The organism is Chitinophaga pendula (genome assembly GCF_020386615.1).
Lineage (GTDB): Bacteria > Bacteroidota > Bacteroidia > Chitinophagales > Chitinophagaceae > Chitinophaga > Chitinophaga pendula.
Window position 1 is genome coordinate 5,389,497 of sequence record NZ_CP077769.1, and the last position, 18,637, is coordinate 5,408,133.

Annotated in this window: 16 protein-coding genes; 6 read left to right on the forward strand and 10 right to left on the reverse strand. The window is 46.9% G+C overall.

Annotated features, from left to right (window positions below; translation table 11 throughout):
• Positions 1 to 186: 186 nt before the first annotated feature.
• Genes KTO58_RS19875 through KTO58_RS19905 form a run of 7 tightly spaced genes read right to left on the reverse strand, consistent with a single transcriptional unit; the run spans position 187 to position 5,171 of the window.
• The gene (locus KTO58_RS19875) at positions 187 to 621 is read right to left on the reverse strand and encodes a helix-turn-helix domain-containing protein (protein WP_157752837.1); all 435 of its coding nucleotides are present in this window, start codon (positions 619 to 621) and stop codon (positions 187 to 189) included.
• A 7-nt stretch (positions 622 to 628) separates the two neighbouring features.
• Positions 629 to 1,039 carry a hypothetical protein gene (locus KTO58_RS19880; RefSeq protein ID WP_095837698.1) on the reverse strand — a complete coding sequence of 137 codons (411 nt, stop codon included), beginning with the start codon at positions 1,037 to 1,039 and terminating at the stop codon, positions 629 to 631.
• Between the two features lie 9 nt (positions 1,040 to 1,048).
• Entirely contained in the window at positions 1,049 to 1,294 is a 246-nt protein-coding gene (locus KTO58_RS19885) for a hypothetical protein (protein ID WP_095837697.1), read from the reverse strand.
• A gap of 16 nt (positions 1,295 to 1,310) precedes the next feature.
• Positions 1,311 to 1,952: a GTPase domain-containing protein gene (locus KTO58_RS19890; protein WP_095837696.1), complete on the reverse strand. Its 642-nt coding sequence runs from the start codon at positions 1,950 to 1,952 to the stop codon at positions 1,311 to 1,313.
• Between the two features lie 34 nt (positions 1,953 to 1,986).
• Positions 1,987 to 2,925 (reverse strand): ATP-binding protein, encoded by a 939-nt coding sequence (locus tag KTO58_RS19895; RefSeq protein WP_095837695.1) that lies wholly within the window; start codon positions 2,923 to 2,925, stop codon positions 1,987 to 1,989.
• Between the two features lie 3 nt (positions 2,926 to 2,928).
• A complete protein-coding gene (locus KTO58_RS19900) occupies positions 2,929 to 4,965 on the reverse strand; it encodes a hypothetical protein (protein ID WP_095837694.1) in 2,037 nt (678 codons plus the stop codon).
• Positions 4,966 to 4,979: 14 nt separating this feature from the next.
• On the reverse strand, positions 4,980 to 5,171 hold the full coding sequence (locus KTO58_RS19905; RefSeq protein WP_095837693.1) for a hypothetical protein: 192 nt from the start codon (positions 5,169 to 5,171) through the stop codon (positions 4,980 to 4,982).
• 105 nt (positions 5,172 to 5,276) lie between these two features.
• Between KTO58_RS19905 and KTO58_RS19910 the strand changes: the two genes are divergently transcribed.
• From KTO58_RS19910 to KTO58_RS19935, 6 genes are all read left to right on the forward strand, one after another.
• Positions 5,277 to 5,960, forward strand: a complete 684-nt coding sequence (locus KTO58_RS19910; RefSeq protein WP_095837692.1) for a S24 family peptidase — start codon at positions 5,277 to 5,279, stop codon at positions 5,958 to 5,960.
• A gap of 504 nt (positions 5,961 to 6,464) precedes the next feature.
• Positions 6,465 to 7,031, forward strand: coding sequence for an MFS transporter (locus KTO58_RS19915; protein WP_095837691.1), 567 nt, complete (start codon positions 6,465 to 6,467; stop codon positions 7,029 to 7,031).
• Between the two features lie 332 nt (positions 7,032 to 7,363).
• Positions 7,364 to 10,396 carry a SusC/RagA family TonB-linked outer membrane protein gene (locus KTO58_RS19920; RefSeq protein WP_095837690.1) on the forward strand — a complete coding sequence of 1,011 codons (3,033 nt, stop codon included), beginning with the start codon at positions 7,364 to 7,366 and terminating at the stop codon, positions 10,394 to 10,396.
• Positions 10,397 to 10,414: 18 nt separating this feature from the next.
• Entirely contained in the window at positions 10,415 to 11,932 is a 1,518-nt protein-coding gene (locus KTO58_RS19925; RefSeq protein WP_095837689.1) for a RagB/SusD family nutrient uptake outer membrane protein, read from the forward strand.
• 5 nt (positions 11,933 to 11,937) lie between these two features.
• Complete coding sequence (locus KTO58_RS19930; RefSeq protein ID WP_095837688.1) at positions 11,938 to 14,169, forward strand: alpha-amylase family protein; 2,232 nt, start codon at positions 11,938 to 11,940, stop codon at positions 14,167 to 14,169.
• A gap of 227 nt (positions 14,170 to 14,396) precedes the next feature.
• A complete protein-coding gene (locus KTO58_RS19935; RefSeq protein WP_095837687.1) occupies positions 14,397 to 15,248 on the forward strand; it encodes a helix-turn-helix domain-containing protein in 852 nt (283 codons plus the stop codon).
• Here the strand turns inward: KTO58_RS19935 and KTO58_RS19940 are convergent.
• From KTO58_RS19940 to KTO58_RS19950, 3 genes are all read right to left on the reverse strand, one after another.
• Positions 15,235 to 15,585 carry a LexA family protein gene (locus KTO58_RS19940; protein ID WP_095837686.1) on the reverse strand — a complete coding sequence of 117 codons (351 nt, stop codon included), beginning with the start codon at positions 15,583 to 15,585 and terminating at the stop codon, positions 15,235 to 15,237. The two genes, KTO58_RS19935 and KTO58_RS19940, sit on opposite strands and share 14 nt — an antisense overlap.
• 95 nt (positions 15,586 to 15,680) lie before the next feature.
• On the reverse strand, positions 15,681 to 17,003 hold the full coding sequence (locus KTO58_RS19945; protein ID WP_225859840.1) for a glucoamylase family protein: 1,323 nt from the start codon (positions 17,001 to 17,003) through the stop codon (positions 15,681 to 15,683).
• A 103-nt stretch (positions 17,004 to 17,106) separates the two neighbouring features.
• Positions 17,107 to 18,630, reverse strand: coding sequence for a RagB/SusD family nutrient uptake outer membrane protein (locus KTO58_RS19950; protein ID WP_095837685.1), 1,524 nt, complete (start codon positions 18,628 to 18,630; stop codon positions 17,107 to 17,109).
• Positions 18,631 to 18,637: the final 7 nt, after the last annotated feature.

An 18,637-nucleotide genomic window follows, 5' to 3' on the forward strand; every position in this document is an offset into this window, starting at 1 on the left:
AGTTGATAGACAGTAATAGCCTCATATCCATTTAGAGAAACGTTTACCTTTCTGTTATCTACGCGGTGAGGCGGTTTTAACCTGTCAGATAGTTTTACCAGTATGAAAGCCGATTTAAGAGACTCAAGGTTGTTCGTAGTGGGATTACGGCTGATCTTATCTATAACATCATAAAAGAAACTATAGTCACTTTTGGATAATTTCAGCTTCATGTCTAATGGTTTTTATTACATTTTCAGCTTTTGCTACTGCTGCGCACATTCTTTTATCATTTATGGAAAGTAGCTTGTTAACCACTTTGCAGGAACTGTACACAAATGTCCTTTCTCTGTTAAATAGGTGTGATATGGTGTGGTCAGGTACTTCGTTGAAATACTTGGCACATATATAACCTATAACATGTCTGGCTTCTGCTAATGCTGCGCTTCGTGACGCGGATTTGAGATGCTCCATCTTAAAGCCTAAGACAAAGGCGATGTTTTCTGCGGTCTTTAATAATTGGCCTTTCTGTACAATATCAACGGCAATTACTTTTTTCTTTCCGCCTGTTTTGTTATAAATCTCCCTTTCAGCAAAACGTAAAATCCTGTTTATTATGGCTTTGTTAGATGCCTGTTTCATAGCTTTATCATTTATCGTCAATAAGAAATTGTACCATTGCCGCATAGGAGTCATTTAGTACAATGCTGTTGGGGAATATTTCATTTGCCAACCTATGCGCATCATGATAGTGACTGTAATAGCATTGCTCATAGCACAAATTCCCGGCATCATCTATTACGTAATTGCTAAACTCCGCCCGATGTACTAGCTGCTCATCGCGTAACAACCACTGATTATTCCACCACTTCCAGTACTGTGGACTAGTCCCTATGTATTGCCTGATTGTTGCATCTTTTATGATGAGAGAGAGATAAAGTAAGCCTGTTTCAAACTGCATCGAAAAGTATTCGACTTCATCTATAGACAGCAGTGATAGTATTCTTTCGCGGGTGGCGATGGCGGCTAATTTTCTTCGGAGGGTTTGGGAAAGTTTCATACAATACGTTTATTGGTCATCAATTTCAGAAATCATGTATCGTGTCCGGCATCTCTTGCCGCCGTTGTTTAAGTCCAAATAGTCTAGTTGCAGACCAACCGCTATGGTGTCGATGGCTACATAGTTACCAATGTAGCAGTTCGCTAAGGATGGACTGCATGCAGAGTTGACGTTTTGTATCTTTCCGCTGTCAGTATCGATGTCCATCCATTCCAGGTCTTGTCCTTCGTCAATGAAAAAAACTCTCTTTTTCATGGTTGTGTTTATTTGGTTATTGATTTTCGCCCCAATACTTTGCGGCACCTTCCGGCCATATGTCATAGTATCCCTTAGGTCCGATGCTGCGCCCCCTAGTGAAGGCTCTATAACCTTCTACCCATATCTTTAAGCTGGCATCAAACAAAATATCTTTAGCAAGGCTGCCGCGTGGATCTTTCCCGTCTGCATGGCTGACAAATATTATCAGCTTCTTTCCTTCGTATTTATCCTTAATAGCGAAGTATTTTGCTTTAGTCAGCTTGGCATATTGCGCGCTATCTACTACAACTATGCCTGCGCTTTTACGCTTGTCCATGCGAACGGTTAAATGTTCCATAGGCTCCTGAACAAGTCCTATTTTGCCCGTAACTTCTTTCATATTCACACGATCCCATGCCCTCTGATTAGCTTTGCTACGCCCCTCTTCCAGCGCGTTATATACTAATTTGTCAAATCTGGTCAGGTACTTAACAAATTGTGCAATAAAGCTAGTTTTACCACTTCCTGAATCGCCCCAGATAAACCATATCCCCGTAGATTCTGGTTCTCCGAAGGCATCATAAAATGTTCCATCAAAAGCGAGAGTGGGTATAGACATTTGTGCTAATTCTGCGGGGGAGGTAGCGCGTTGCAGTTTTATGATCTGTTCATTCATCTTTCAATCATTAGTTATGGTGGTAACGTTCTGGCTATCGCCGTAAGAAGCCATGAACCCGCTGTATTAATTCTACTGTTATAGCATCACCGGTGCGGGCTGACTCTCGCAAAACAGGCATTAGGATATCATGCAGTTCCCCGTAGTTATCGCAGAGGTCTATCAATAAGGTTTTAACATCCTTTGCATAGCCGTCTAAAAATGCTTTGTACTGACGATCTATACGCGCAAGGTTAACGATCGAAAACTTTATGCGGCGGTACAGTTGCGGCATACCAGGCTTATTTTTCCTAACAAGTTTTTCTATCTGTACCCGCAGCTGATCAGTAGCAAGTAAGATGATAGAGCAGTATGTAATCAGTTCGTCGAGTAATTCTTTAACCATGCTAAGTGTGCTTTGCTTCATGTACTCGCACTCGTCGAGAATAAGGCATGGCTTACGACCCTGTAGTTTTAATTCACGCATATAGCCTGTTATAGCCTGTATTTTCTTGCTCTTAGTCCTGGCGGGGGTAACATTCAGTTTCTCCAATATCTTGTCTAAAATGTCCCCTAAATTGTCACTTGCACCTATTTTTATCTTAAACAAGTCACTCGGGTGGTTCTTGGCAAACAGGTCCGATATAAACGTCTTGCCGCTCCCCGTTTCCCCAATCAGTAACTTTATTGTTCCCAGGTTCTTAGCCTCTTCCAGATGCGCCAATATTTGTTTAAGCTGATCAGTGGTGCGAGGTTGCCAATAGGTGTTTTCAATATCAAAACCGATAAATTCTGCGATCTTTACAAACCACTTATTTGCAATTGTGGCTACTTTCCCTTTACCGCTGCTGGCTTCAAATACACGCTTCTGGATGGAGGACAGGTAAGCAATGTTTATCTTAGCCCGCTGTGATAATTCATTTAGGGATAGACCGTGATACTGAATGAATATTTCCAGGGCTTCAGCTATGCGTAATTTGATTTCGTTATTCATGTCTTATTGATTTAAGTATTTGGAATAATCGACTTTGCTTTCTAGGTATTCCATGTGTTGTTGCTCGATGGATTTAATTTGCAGTTCAGTAGACTTTTTTTCCTGCTGCTGAAGTCTCTTTTGGGCGCTGGTTGCGATACGATTTGCGTTCTTTCTATCCTTATGCTGTCCGGCTGAATCTACTATCATCAACTTGGTAAGCGTCTCATTTAATGAGGGTGTTTCATTAAACATGTTTTCAACCACCCGGTTATCATTTGCCATGTTTTCAATAATACCGGCTTTCATTTTTTTGTTGAAGGATGTAATACGTTGTAATTCTTCTGCGTCGCCTTCCTCCCGATCGGCCAACGCCATCGGCTGTATGTACTTTTCATCTAACAGGTAACGTAGCGTTCCGTCCGCATTATGAACAAGCACACGTTTATGATCAGCGGGATCATATTTTACGATCCAGTCTATGTGCGTATAGTTGCGGAAAGTTTCATCAAAGGTGTCGTAGGTGTGGCTTACACCGTCCACGGTCTTTATTAGACCTGCTGGCGTGAATTTGCTGGTACGCTCAGTGCTTTCACACAGGTGATATAAGTATTGTTCATCGGTTAGCAGGTGTTTTCTATCTGCTGGGGTATTGTTCCAGCCCTGCATATACTGCACGTGTTTTTTCTGGCGCTCTATGGCTATTACCCGTCTGATATCATTCAAACAGGTCTGCCTGTCCGGGAAACTGTGGCGAATTTTATTTAAATACTCTTCATTCGGTTGGCTTTTCTTCGCCGCATCTACGTTGTGTCCTGACCAGTTGGGGAAAAGCTGGAAGTAGGTTTCATTAAGATGGTCAAAGTGTTTCTCTATCACCTTGCCTTTTGCATTCTTTACACGCGTAGGCGTGTATGTTTTTGTCGCTCCGCTAAAAAAGGGTTGCAGGTTTTTTATTTGGTAGCGGTCACTTTGCAGTTGATCGGGCTTATACCTGCTCCCAAATAAATCAATCGTGTGATTAATGGCATTACGTACCGCTTCACGGATCAAATCAGGCTTTTCATAGTCACCGATGGCGTAGCCAATGGGATACTTATTATAGGCATCCATCACCAACACCAGCGTAAGGCGGTTGTGATAGGTGGTAACACTTTTACCGTTCTTGTCTACCTCTGTTTTTTGGTAGAGTAATTCCACATCCCAACCGTCCAGCGTCCAAAACAACATAGGTGCAGACGGCCCTTTACGTTTTACCTGCATCGCTTTGGTGTTGTCGAATGCAGTGCTACCCCTACGACCTGCAAATGTGTCTAAATCCCATTCTGTGCGACGTTCTGCAACCAAATATCGCGTGATACACTTCCAGCCTTTAGGCTGTGCAACTATATTATATAGGTCTGCTACCTGCTGGCTATTGAGATTCCTGTGATCCGTCAATAATACACGTAAAAGGCTTTCCTGCTCATTCTCAATGGTAACAGCGCGGTTTTCATTACAAAACTTTTTGCTCACCAGGGAGATATAACCCTCTTTCTTATAATCCGTCAGTTTTTGCCGTAAACGCCGGTCGCTGGCAGGAAGTACGTAGCCGTATTCTCCCTGCAATGCCCTCGCTGTTGGAATGATTGTAGCCAGTAAGTTAGCGGTACTGCCTCCTCGCGTGTTGCGTATCGCCTTACGCATAGTCAATACACGGTTGATTGTGTTCAGGGCGCAAGCAGTCGCGGTATACTCGTTGATCTTATCTTCCGGTAGACGCTTTCCATTTGGCAGGCGGTAGGAATCAAAAAAGTTAAAAGCAGCCCCGTCGTATATCCATGCACTTTTAAACGGAGAGGCAACAGCCCCGGCATATGGATCACCATATTTTTCACAGACCGCTTTTTTAAGACGCTCAGGAAGGCTGTTGTAACTTATTAGCGCAGGGGTGCCATAACATCCGCGTCTAACTATTTCAATTTTTTGTCGCCTAACCAGACTGTCATAGTTGTCCGCGGAGATTATTCCGCCAACCAATTCCGAGTGATTAAGACATAATATGTTATTAAAATAGTCCATAGTGATCAAAAGGTTTATTGAGCCGCAGCAACAAGTCTTTGGTATCTCTCTTCGTAACGTTTCTTTACTTCATTCGCGAATGCTGGCTTATAAGCATCGTTTAGGATCATTCTTATATAAGATTCAGATTTGTCAAATTCTTTCGCTAAACATTTAATAACCTGCGCTTTACAGAAGTCATATTTTATTTTTCTACCTTTATTCATGGAAGACGTTTTTGTATGTTTTACAAATGCAAGTTTATGCGCATTTGCGTATAAAAACAAATATTTTAGCGAAAAAATTCGCAATTGAGAATATAATTTGCGCTAATGACTGTAAATCAAAGAGTTAAAAAAATCATAGACGACCTCTATTCTGGAAACAAACGAGCCTTTGCAACTGCGATCGGTGTTGCCCCAACTGTAATTGAGAATATTGTAGGTACTAGAAAAGGGAACCCGTCATTTGATGTATGCCAGAAAATAATATCCGCAAATGCGAATATTAGTACGGATTGGCTAATAACTGGAATTGGTGAAATGTTAAAAGGTGAGCTTATTAAAGCACCTGAAGGCCGTTTTAAGAGACATATACGGGCAGACCGTGAAGAAAGAATAGCATTTTATGAAACCGATTTTGAGGCGGGAAAAGGGGTAGCCTTCTATGACGATATTAGGCACTCTGAACCAGCATACTATATGGATGTCCCAGATTTTGCCGGATGCACTGCGTTTAGGACTTATGGTAAGAGCATGCAGCCTCAAATCGAACCAGGAGCAATATTGTTTGGTACAAAGGAGGAAGATTGGCAAGAATATTTAGAATATGGACAGATTTACGGAATAGTACTTTCGGATAGTAAAAGGTTGTTAAAGCAAATTAAGAAGAGTAAAAAAAGTGATGAATACTTCTTACTTATTAGTGCAAATCCGGAGTTTGACGAATTTGAGATACCTAAATCAAAAGTTAAAAATCTGTGGCTTATTCATGGTTGGCTCAATAAAAACACATAAAAAGCATCAAAATAGTCAGGTCACAAATCCCAAAAGCCAAGTATATGAATGTTTTTTTTTGAAAAACGCAACCCAAAACAACACTATGTCTTGATTATCAAATAGATAATAGAATTATATTTTGTATGGAAAGTGGCAGTTTCCCCCCTCGAATCGCACTATATAGGGCATTTTTCCCTGTTTTCAGGGCATTTCCCCCTCTCGAATCTGTATCTTTTCTTTAGGTTTTGACAGTCCAACTGACAGTCCAACTGACAGTCCAACTCTAAAATTTTTTAAAATGATCGTATACGGGAGTTTTTTTAAAATAGTAAAAATGGACGTTTCGTATTTAAAAAATCAGATCATTGTTAATTAGTTATCAATAACTTAAAGTTTTAGCAGTTTAATTGACCTTCTGCTTTTAAATATGTTTGGTTTAGTATTTAAAATTGACCTAAAATTGATGCTAATGGACGTTTTGTATTTAAACGAAGAATACGCTAAAATCGCCTGAAATTCAGTATGGTCGTGCGTTTGCCGCACTTTTCTCTATTGTTTTATTTTGGACATTTCGTTTTCTCCCCCATAATCGGTGTGCCGGAGGACGGGCAGTTGTTACAGACGGTATTCATCGGCGGGGTGAACCTGGTCTTCACTTTGCTGGCGATGTTGCTGGTAGATAAGCTGGGGCGTAAGCCACTGATGCTGATTGGCGCAGGGGGGCTGACGTTGCTGTACCTGTTGGTAGTGCGTATGCTGGCGGAGGATTCTGCGAGTGTATCATGGTTCCTGCTGGCCGCTATTGGTTTGTATGCTATGTCGCTGGCACCGGTGACCTGGGTATTGATATCGGAGATCTTCCCGACGAAGGTGCGCAGTGCTGCTACTTCTATTGCTGTTATCAGCTTATGGGCGGCCTATTTTGTATTGGTATTTACTTTCCCTATACTTTTTGCTCATCTGAAAGACAGTACATTTTATATCTATGCTGTGATATGCCTGCTGGGAATGCTGTTTGTATGGTGGAAAGTGAAAGAGACGAAAGGCAGGACATTGGAAGAGCTAGAAGAAGCAATTGTGAGACACTGATATAATCCAGGTGCAGTATATCTATACTGGCTGGTCCATTATCATCTGAACCGTATAATAATCCATCAGTTTCATAATAAACGCCATTGTAAACGACGTTGATATCTACGAATTTCGTAAGAGATACAAATAGCGAGAGCGTATACCGTGTAATTGTATACGTAATTTTTTCAAGGTAAGTGGCGGCATAATATGTTTGCCAGGTCATGATTTCACGTTAGTAATAAATTTCACTTCAGCAGCATCTATTTAGAGTATTGTGCCTATACTATTATAATCAACCATCATCAATTTAAGGGGATCATTCTATCAAATTCGCAAAACACGTTCACATGAAGAAACTGTTTCTATTCATTATGCTGCTTGCGGCTTTACCCGTCCTATATCCACAGCGGGGGCTTGGGCAGCAGAAAATCACATCTGTACTAACCGGAAAAATATTAGAAGCCGGCAGCCGGTTACCGCTGGCCGGGGCCAGTGTGAGCATACTGGGTAAGTCAGGTGCATCGAGAGCAGATGCTGACGGTATGTTCCGTTTGTCTGTTGAAGGTAAGGCGATCATTATGGTCAGTTATGTAGGTTATGCTTCCAAGAGTGTGGAATTGAGTGAGGGGCAGGCTACGGTAGAAATACTACTCACTAAAAAGGCCTCTGACCTGGAGGATGTGGTGGTGATCGGATATGGTAAGCAAAAGAAGAAAGATATCACCAGTGCTATTTCGAGCATATCGGGTGATGAGATCAAACAGATGCCGGTAACGACTATCAACGGGGCGTTACAATCGCGTATACCCGGTATGCAGGTACAGCATACGGGACATGAGCCCGGCGCCGGTACTAATGTGAAGATACGCGGTATTAACTCTATTACGCAGGGCGCTGGTCCTATTTATGTGGTGGACGGTGTGATCACTACCGGCGACTTGCGCGAGATCAATCCGAATGACGTAGCATCAATTGATGTATTAAAGGATGCTTCTGCAGCTGCTATCTATGGCGCCAGGGCAGCGGAAGGGGTGGTTATCATCACGACCAAAAAAGCCAGTACCGGCAGGGCCAGCATCAACTATGACGCTTATTACGGGGTGCAGAAGATCGTAAAAGGGTATGATTTTATTGACAACATTGACGACTACGTGCATTTGCGCCGATTGGGGTGGAGCGATGAAGATCCGCGGGCATGGCCGATCGGCGATTCTGCTGCGGATGCTAAACTATTCCATCCGCTGGAGCTGAAGAGCATTGCTAACCGTAAGTGGTATGACTGGGAATCGGTAGTAACGAGGCCGGCCCCTATGCAGAGCCATACGCTCAGTGTATCTAACGGTGTAGGCAAGAACAAACTGTACCTGAGCGGCAACTACCTGAACCAGGACGGTATCATCCGCGGTTCCAACTTCACACGTTATTCTGTGAAAGCGAATGTAGAGTCGGAGCTGAATGATAAAGTAAAGGCCGGTATCAACTCTAACTTCTCACATATCAATAACAAGGTGGTAAGTAATGAGACCTACTACAATGCGGTGACCATGAGCCCCTTGTTTCCTATCTACAATGATGACGGTACACCGTCTTCGAACATAGACCCCTCTTCGGGCAACATACAATTCAACAACCCCGTAACGCTGACCGAATCGCCTATACAGCGTGTAGACGACCGTTATATTGCGAATGTGTATGTAGAATACAAGGTGATCAAGGATCTTCAGTTCCGTTCCAGCTTTGGCGTAGACATTTACAAGAACCAGCAATTCGAATATTATCCGCGGACGACCAGTAATGGCTTCTCGAAAAACGGGGTAGCGAAGGCACAGAATTTTGGTTACCGGGATATGTTGTGGGAGAATACGTTGACCTATGATTACAATCCTCATCAGCACCACTCCTTCAATTTCCTTGGTGGTTTCACTTATCAGCGACGCCGGCAGGAGTGGAATTATGAGGAGGCATCGGGCTTTCCGACTGATGAGCTGACATATAAAAACATGTCGCTGGCCAGCCGGCGGGATAATATTTCCAGTGATTATTTCAACTGGGCGATACAGTCTTTGCTGGGGCGTGTGATCTACAAGTATAAGGACCGTTATATCCTGAATGGTACGGTGCGCCGGGATGGCTCTTCGCGTTTTGGATCGAAGAACAAATACGGGGTGTTCCCTTCTGTCAGTGGTGCATGGCGATTAATAGACGAACCTTTTATCGGTATCCGGACGAAGACGGTACTGAGTGATGCGAAGTTGCGTGTAAGTTATGGTGTGATCGGTAACCAGGAGATTCCCTGGGATGCTACCTTTTTCCGTATGAATGCGGCAGCTTATCCTTTCAATGGCAGTACGCAGACAACCGGTTACCAGGTAAACGGCAGTGTGCTGGGTAATGATGCTTTGCAATGGGAGAGCCAACATCAATTCAATGCCGGTGTGGATCTGGCTATTATCAATGACCGTATCCGGGTCAGTTTTGATTATTACAACAAGAACGTACGCAACTTGTTATTGCGGGCTGACTTGCCGGTATCGCAAGGTTTCGATACGAAATGGATCAATGTAGCGGAGATGAATACCCGCGGTATGGATGTGAGCCTGAAGGTATCGCCGGTGAAGACCAAAAATTTTGACTGGCAGCTGGATATCAACTGGTCGAAGTACCGTTCTAAGGTGACGTCGTTGTTGCCCGGCAGGGATTCGCTCAGTCCTTACCTGAAGGTAGGCGAAGCGCCTAACAGCCTGATCGTGGACTATGTGTATGACGGGTTGTACAATGCCGGGGATGATTTCAAATTAAATCCCGGTGGCCGGCCCGGAGATGTACGTGTTAAGGATATGGACGGTAACGGGGTGATCAACCAGTTCGACCGTACTATTGTAGGCCGTACCGTGCCGAAGGGATGGGGAGGTATCTGGAACTATGTGCGGTTCAAACAATTCTCGCTGGTGGTATTTGCCAACTATATGTACGGGCAGGATATCAGTAACCGTGCTTACCAGGATTACCTGTATTCTACAGATAACCGTCGCCGTATCCTGAAATCGGGATTGAATTACTGGACACCGGAGCACACACAGACGGATCTGCCGAGGCCTAATGTATTTGGCCGTTCTGTGCGTACGCTGCCGGCGGGTACGTCCAGCTTTATTGTACAGAAAGGGGATTTCATCCGTATCCGGAATATTACACTTTCCTATGACTTTACTGCGAAGATGCTGAGTAAGCTCAAGGTGAATTCACTGCGGGTGTATGCGCAGGTGATGGAGCCATTCCTGATCACGAAGTACAAGGGTATAGATCCTGAGATCGGGGTGAGTCAGTATGATGTGTACCCGCGTTACCGGACGTTCCTGGCAGGTGTTCAACTCAGTCTGTAATCTTAAAACCTTTTATTCATGCGTAATTACACAACATCACTATATAAGGCAGCGGCTGTTCTGACAGTGAGTGCCGGTATTTTTTTCACTTCCTGCAGCAAGCAGCTGGACATTAAACCCGAGGTGTTTGTAACACCGGACCGGTTGTATAAGGACGAAGCCGGTGCTACGGCCGGATTGACCGGTGTGTACCGTCAGCTGTTGGAGCTAAAGCGATCTGACTATTATTTTTTGGGCGTAGTGGGTACTGACGAAGGGAAGACCACCGCATTTGTGGCTACATGGGGTGGTTACTGGGCGCACTATGCTGGTATCAACAATTACAATAACCTGCTTACGCCACAGAATCAGTTGGTGGAAGGCATGTGGAATACGCTGTACAAAGGTATCAGCAATGCGAATATAGCCATCCGTTATATTCCCGGGGCGAGTGCGCCTGGGGCGGCAAAGGACCGGCTGTCTGCGGAGGCGAAGTTCTTGCGTGCGGTATTTTACTTTCAGCTGGTACAGTTCTTCGGGCCGGTGCCTTTGCATACGGAGCAGGTGAAAGCGGAAGCTGATGCCAAGGGCGGTTATCCGCGGGCAGCCACGGAAGATGTGTATGCATTGATCATTGCCGATCTGAAATTTGCGGCGGAACATCTCAGCAACAAGGGACCCGGCAATGTGGGCAGGGCTAACAAGGAGGCTGCTATTGCCTTGCTGGGCAAGGTATACCTGACCCGTAAGGAGTATCAGCTGGCGCAGCAGACACTATCTCCTCTCCTATCGTCTACGGTAGTACGGCTGTTGACTAATTATGCCGACCTGTTTAAGGAGGAGAATGAGAACAATGCGGAGTCGTTGTTTGAGATACAATGTTCCAATGAGAACAACAATACGAACAACCTTGCCAGTACTTTAGGCGGGTGGCATATTCCCAACACTTATCCTGGAGGTGGTGGTCATGTGGTGATCTCTACAGATTATTATAATAGCAGTTTTGAGTCGGCTGCGGATAAGCGTAAGGATGCTTCTGTGCGCAGCCGGTTTTTCAATGCGGACGGGCAGGAGGTAGATTATTCCTGGTGGGGTGATGTGGGTAAGCCGCATGTTAAGAAGTATGACATTACGGCCGGGGTATCGCGGAATGGCGGTGAGTCGTCCAGGAACCTGTACTATTTGCGATATGCGGATGTGTTGCTGATGTACGCGGAGGCGCAGAATGAGTTGGGCAATACATCAGAGGCATTGACCTATCTGAATAAGATCCGCAGTCGTGCGGGGTTGGTGAATTGGGAGAACATACCCGGTCATTCGCCAGCGCAATCGACCCTGCGTGCGGAGTTACTTAAAGAGAGAATGCGGGAGCTGGGCTTTGAGGGATGGCGTTGGTTTGATCTGAAACGCACGGATCAGCTGCTGACACAGACACGTGCCTATAATGCGGAAGCCAGTTCCAATATGACGCAGAAACATCTGTTACTGCCAATACCAGCCAAAGAATTTGAGACGAATACTGCTTTAAAACCGGCAGATCAGAACCCAGGTTATTGATAATTATGCAGACATCATTTTTTTCATTGAAGCGGCTACTGCTGTTAGGAGCAGTTTTACACGTAGGTATTACGGCGTATAGTCAGACCGTACAGGACAGCAAGGATCATTATACGTTATCGAACGATCATTTGACGGTGGTGTTGGATAAGCAGCAAGGATCTATCAGTTACCAATTCCGTAATGGCATACAGCTGGACCGTACGATTGCCTATTTTGAGGATCAGGCATTGGGGATGTTACAGAGTACGGGGATGCGTGAGCACAGTTATACAACGGACGATATACAGGACCCTATGGGACAGGGTATTTGTCTGAATGTGGTACACGAGGATGCTCAGCAGCCGGTGCGGTTGATACAGCATATTACGCTGTACAAGACGCATGCATATGTATTGATCAGTGTGGAGGCGGAAGCGAAGGAAGGCAGCCGGCATACGGTATCGACGCGGCATATTGCGCCGCTGGCATTATTGCAAGGGCAAGGAGGCCGGCTGCAGTTGCCTGGGCGGGCGCCGCGGTTGACAGATTTTCCATTTGACAATGACAACTGGGTGGATGTGATGACGCAGGCCTGGCCTGCGCAGGGGAAGGGATCATTATCCGGTATCAGCCATGAACTGATCGCTATCTCCGACCAGGAGACGAGGGCGGGGCTGGTGGCCGGCAGTATCACACATGATAACTGGAAGACCGGTATCCGGTATAGTGGCGGGGTGAAGGCCGGTACGCTGGATTCGCTCGTGATGTATGGCGGTGTCTCTACTCCTGATCAGCCATCGCTGCCCGCCTCAATGGGCGGATATGACGGTACACATGATGTGATCCCTCACGGGTTGATATCCGGTACTTCGGTACAGGGACCATTGCTATTTCTGGGAGCGGGCGATGATGTGCGTCAGTGCCTGGTGCAGTATGGGCAAGGTAATACGCTGGTAGCCCCTGCGAGGAAGTGGGCTGGTCCGGCGCCGGTGTATTGGAACAGTTTTGGTGTAGAGGGGGTATTGGGCTATGAAAAGGTGATGATGCCTGCCGGTGTATTGAAGGTGATAGATGTATGGAAGGGTATGCAGCATTTCAATCAATATGCGTCGCCGGTGATCAGCATAGATTCTTACGATCAGCAGATCTATACTACCAACATATTACGCTCTATTGGACAGTATGCCCGGAAGAAGGGGCAGCAGATCGGTTTTTATTTTATTCCATTTGCTAATTGGAACTGGGCGAATGCTTTGTATACGGCGAAGCTGCAAGGCTCTGATCACCTGCTCAGCGATGTGGTGTTAAGGGATAACAAGGGTGAGCCTGTGCCCTATAAAAAGGGGGACTGGAGTGCGTTTCCGCTGGACCCTACGCATCCGGCGACGCGGCAGTATATCATCTATCATTTACAGCGGGCGAAGGCGATCGGTGCTACTTTTATCAAGATCGACTTCCTTTCGGCCGGGTCGCTGGAATCGGTGAAACATTACGATCCACAGGTGACGACCGGTATTCAGGCTTATAATTACGGGATGAAGCTGTTGCGGCACCTGACGGATTCTATCATGGGGCCGGATGTGTTTTTTACGATGGCGATCTCTCCCATGTTCCCTCATCAGTATGCGCATACGCGTTTTGTGTCGACGGATGTGTATTCTCATTTCAGGAATGACCAGGCTGGTTTTCCACACTATGGTAGTACGGCAGCCTCTATGATCTCGGCTGCTCATCTCTGGTGGGTGCAGGGTACTTTATGGCCTTATACGAATATGGATGTAGCCATTATGAAACATTTCCAAAAGCATCCGGACCTGAGTGAGATGGAGGTGAAGGTGCGTTTATTTTCGATGATCACGCTGGGCAGTATACTCGGTGACGGTTCTGACCTGCGGGAGCCGCTGGCGGTGAGCAGGGCGCAGCAATACCTGAACCATCCGGCGGTCAGTGCCTTTTTCAGCCATCCCCGGGCGTTTACGCCCCTCTCTTTCCCGGAGGGCAACGGGATGGACCAGCAATTGCGATTTTTCCTGGCTGGCGATACGCTGTTGCTATCGGCATTTAACTTCCATCTCTCCCAGCCTTTTACCGCGCAATTCAGCCGGCAGGAGACGGGGTTGAAAGCCGGGGCATATGAGATCCGGGACTTTATGACAGATAAGGTGCTGGGGACTGTCGGGACAGCGCAGGCTACTATCGAGCTGACGGTGCCTGCGAAGGATGCCTTGCTGGTGAAGGTGGTACCCCGGCAATAAGCTCTGGCATATAGGATGGCTATAGGTTAGCTATAGGAATGATACAGGAAAGGTGGACTTAAGATATACCAGTCCGCTCCATAATTGAGCTTTTAAGCAAAATAAATTGAACTTTTAGGCAAAACAGCGAAGCCTCCATTCACCCGACCTTTGTATAAGGGAAAGACGGCAGTTCTTCTTTACCGGAGACTGCCTCTTTTTTGTCATAACAATATAACCGCAATTGTATGCAGAAGTCTAATGAGCAAGGTATTATGCAACAGATCACTTATTCCTGCTATTATACCACGAGCCGGGTTGGGGAGCAATTTGTTGCGGATCATGTATTAACCTATGTGGTATCGGGGACGTTACGCGTGAATGACGGCGACCAGGAGTCTTATATAGGGGCAGGTGAGTTCCGGTTTGCCAGGCGGAACCGGTTGGGTAAGTTTGTGAAGTTACCACCGGAGGGCGGGGGTGCGTTCAAGTCGATCTCGGTGCATTTAAGGCAGGAGGCTTTACGGAATTTCAGTATGGAGTATGGTTACGCGGCTACGCAGCGGGTAGGTACGGATGAGGTGATCGACCTCCCTGCGACGCCGGCGTTACAGCATTATATTAAGTCTTTGGAGCCCTATATGGCCCAGCCTGACGGCTGGAGTGAGGGCTTACTATCGTTGAAGGTGAATGAGGCGATCTTGTTGCTGATCAATACGGCGCCCCGTTTGAGGGATGTGCTGTTTGATTTTACGACGCCGGGCAAGATCGACCTGGAGGCATTTATGCAGCAGCGATTTCGTTTCAATGTGGACCTGAAGCGATTTGCGTATCTGACCGGGCGTAGTCTGGCTACGTTTAAGCGGGATTTTGAGAAGATCTTTCACACCTCTCCCAGCCGGTGGTTGCAGCAGCGGCGGTTACAGGAGGCGCGTTACCTGATCAAGGAGAAGGGCATGCGGCCGTCGGATGTATATCTCGAGGTGGGGTTTGAGAATTTTTCGCATTTCTCTTATGCTTTCAAGCAGTATTTCGGCCACAATCCTTCCAGTCTGTTGATGCCGCCTGGTCATATGGATCATCTGATCACTTCAGTCTGATGACCACTGTTTTAACGACGCCCCATACTTCGAATTCATCTCCTTCCCGAATGAGGTGTGGGGTATAGGCATGGTTTTCGGGATGCAGTACCCAGCCGGCATGGATCTTTACGAGGCGGCGGACAGTATATTCGCCATTGAGTGTGGCCAGTATGATATCGCCATGATTGGGTTTGACGGTACGATCGATGATGAGGATGGCGCCATTGGGTATATTGGCTTCTTCCATACTGGGACCGGTCATTTCGAACCGAAATACTTGCTGGGGGGAGACTCCTAACAGGTTGGCAACGTCTACTTCTTCTTCGAAGTAGTCCTGAACGGGTAACGGCATCATGTGTGACAATTTTATTAGCAATATTATGCTAATAAATTTAGTATTTAAAATAGAATTAAACAAAAAAGCCGCAGTGGATGACTGCGGCTTTTTTGTTATTTATTAGCGGGCGGCGTATCTCTTTTGAAGCCTAATGTATTGAGTGACTGTTGTATTTCGGGGCAGGACATGAATAGTTTCCAGAGGAGGCCGGTGCGATAGTTTTCTATCATGACGACGATAGGGCCCTGGTCGATGGCGAGGTATTGATAATCATACCATTGATCGGTTTCGCTATAAGCATCTGTGAAGCCATATTCTTTCCAAATCTTGTCGCCCAGTTTGTAATAGAAATACTTCAGTGCCTGCATGGAGTATTTAGGTGTATATGGGAAGGAGGATAATGCGGCGGTGGGTGTGATGACGCCCAGGTCGTTGGTGGGGGAATGTGCGTCGTAGAAACTTTTGCTGTCGCTGGCGGTGAGGCCCCATGCGTCGGCGCTGTACCCTTTGAATTTTTTAGGGTTGTCGATACAGTATTGTCTATTGATGAGTACGTGATTTTTGTTTTGTTCCCAGTAATCGGCGTACCTGTCTTTCAGTCCTCTTGGGTCGAGGCCGAGGAAGGAGTAGTGTGTAAAGAACAGAGGGCCGCCGTAGTCGAATCCGAGGGGCAGTTTGATGCCGTAGTATTCTTTTCCATTATTGAAGTGGCTGCTTTGTGCCCATCCCTGGTGGTATACGCGGGGGGAGATGGGATATTTGGGGGAGGCAGCTGCCAGTATGTAGGTGATGAGGCATTCATTATAGCCGCGGATGGGATGGTTCATGGACCAGCCATTGTTGGGGGACCAGTGCCAGTAGAGGACATCTTGTCCGTCGCGGGTGTACCAGTTCCATTCTGCGTCGTTCCAGAGCCAGCCGATTTTATCGCGCAGTTCTTTTTCTTTAGGGTCGTTGCCATCGAAGTATTGGCGTACGCAGAGGAGTCCTTGGAACATGAAAGCGGATTCTACGAGATCGCCGCCATCGTCTTTACGGCTGAATGGGATGGTTTTGCCGGTGGAGCCATTCATCCAATGCGGCCATATGCCGTGATAGTGATCGGCTCTGACGAGGAAGTTGACTATTTTGAGCATTCGTTGCAGTCCTTCTTCGCGAGTGATAAATCCTCTTTCTATTCCTACGAGTAGCGCCATTACGCCGAATCCGGAGCCACCTATGGTGACGGTATCGGGGGTGGTGGTACGTTCGGGGGCGAGACCGGATACGGGGTGTGCGAATTTCCAGAAATAGTCGAAGGTGCGATGTTGCACCAGTGTCAGTAATGCGGTATCGCTCAGCTGTTGTGGTGTTGTTTTTTGTGATTGTCCCAGCAGCTGTGTTCCGGTCATTAAGACCACCAAAAGTACTAAGCTCAGTCCTTTCATCTGTTTCATGATACGCTGATTTCGTTTTATAAAAGAAACGGCCGGAGGGCGCCCTGCCCACCGGCCGTGCACAAATCTTAGGGGATCTGCGGTTATGATCGTTGACAGGTTATTAGTACCCGTTATTCTGTACCAGTTTGCCCTGGCTGAAGTCTATTTGTTGTTGGGGGATGGGGAATACTTCGTTCTTGCCCCTAACGTAAGTTTTGCCATGTTTGGTGAAGGCGGCGGCGGCTCTGCCAGGTTGTACCTGGTCTTGTCTGACGATATCGAAGAAGCGATCATGTTCCATGGCCAGTTCGACGCGGCGTTCGTGCCAGATGGACTCGCGGGTAACGCTGCTTACTGGGAGGAGGCCGGCGCGTACACGGAGGTCGCTGATATCGGATACGGCGGCGCCGCTGTTGCCTAATGCGAGGGCTGCTTCTGCGTGTATGAGTAATATTTCTCCGTATCTCAGTATGCGTAAGTTTTTGGGCAGGCGGTCACGTTTGCCACAGTTCTTTTCGCGGATCTGGCTGTGATAGGATTTATAGTTGTAGCGGTCATTTTCTACGGAGTCGCGGGAAGGTATGCGGAATCCGTCCCAGAGGAAGGTGCCTTTGGCGCCGATGAAGATCACGGTGGCGTTCATACGTTTGTCTCCTGCTTCATATTCATCGACCAGTGACTGCGACGGGGTGCTGAAGCCCCATCCGAGGTCGGCCCATCCGAACTTGCCACCAGCGCGTGGCGCCTGGCATTCGGCGTAGTTGGGGATCGCCGCTTCGCAGAGGGAGTTGATGCCGGTCTCTACTTCGAAGATGGATTCCCGGCCATTGGCGCCGGTTTCTCTCCATATATCCACATAGTTGGGCAGCAGGCCGTAGTCGCCTACTTTCTGTGTAACGATGCTATCGGAGAGGCTGAATGCCCGTTGCCAGTTCTGGAGGTAGAGTGATACTTTGGCCAGCATGCCTGCGGCGGCGCCCTTGCTGGCTCTGCCGACATTCGCACCTGTACCTCCTTTTATGGGCAGGTTGGCCAATGCGAACTCCAGATCGGATTGGATGAGTGCGTAGACCTGTTCTTTGGTGGCTTTGGTCTGGTATTTTTCTGTCAGTGATTCCTGCGGGGTCAATACTTTATCTACCAGGGGTACGCCACCGAAGAAACGTACGAGGTTGAAGTAGCAGTATGCGCGGAGGAACCTGGCTTCGCCGATGAGGCGATTTTTCTTTGCATCATCGAGCGGGCTGGTGGCTAAGGCTGCCAGTGCCTGGTTAGTACGGGTAATGGCGATATAATATCCTTTCCAGATCTCATTGAGCTGGGAGAGGTTGCTATTCATGGAGAGGTCGTCGAGGGTGCCCAATGTGAACCTGCCATCGTCGGGGTTGCTGCCTTTGTCGGCGTCATCGGAGGCGATGTTGGTCATACCGATATAGCTGAACCCATGTACGTTACTTTCCCACAAGGTGTTGTAGGCTCCCAGTACCAGTTTATCTGCTGCTTCGGGATCTTTACCTGCGGCCTCCTGGTCTATCTGTCCTTGTGGAGGTACATCGAGATATTTATTACAAGCGGAGAATGTGCCCACCAGCATCAAGGTCATGCAACCCCGCAGCATTATTTTTTTATTGAAAAAGCTATTCATGGCTCTT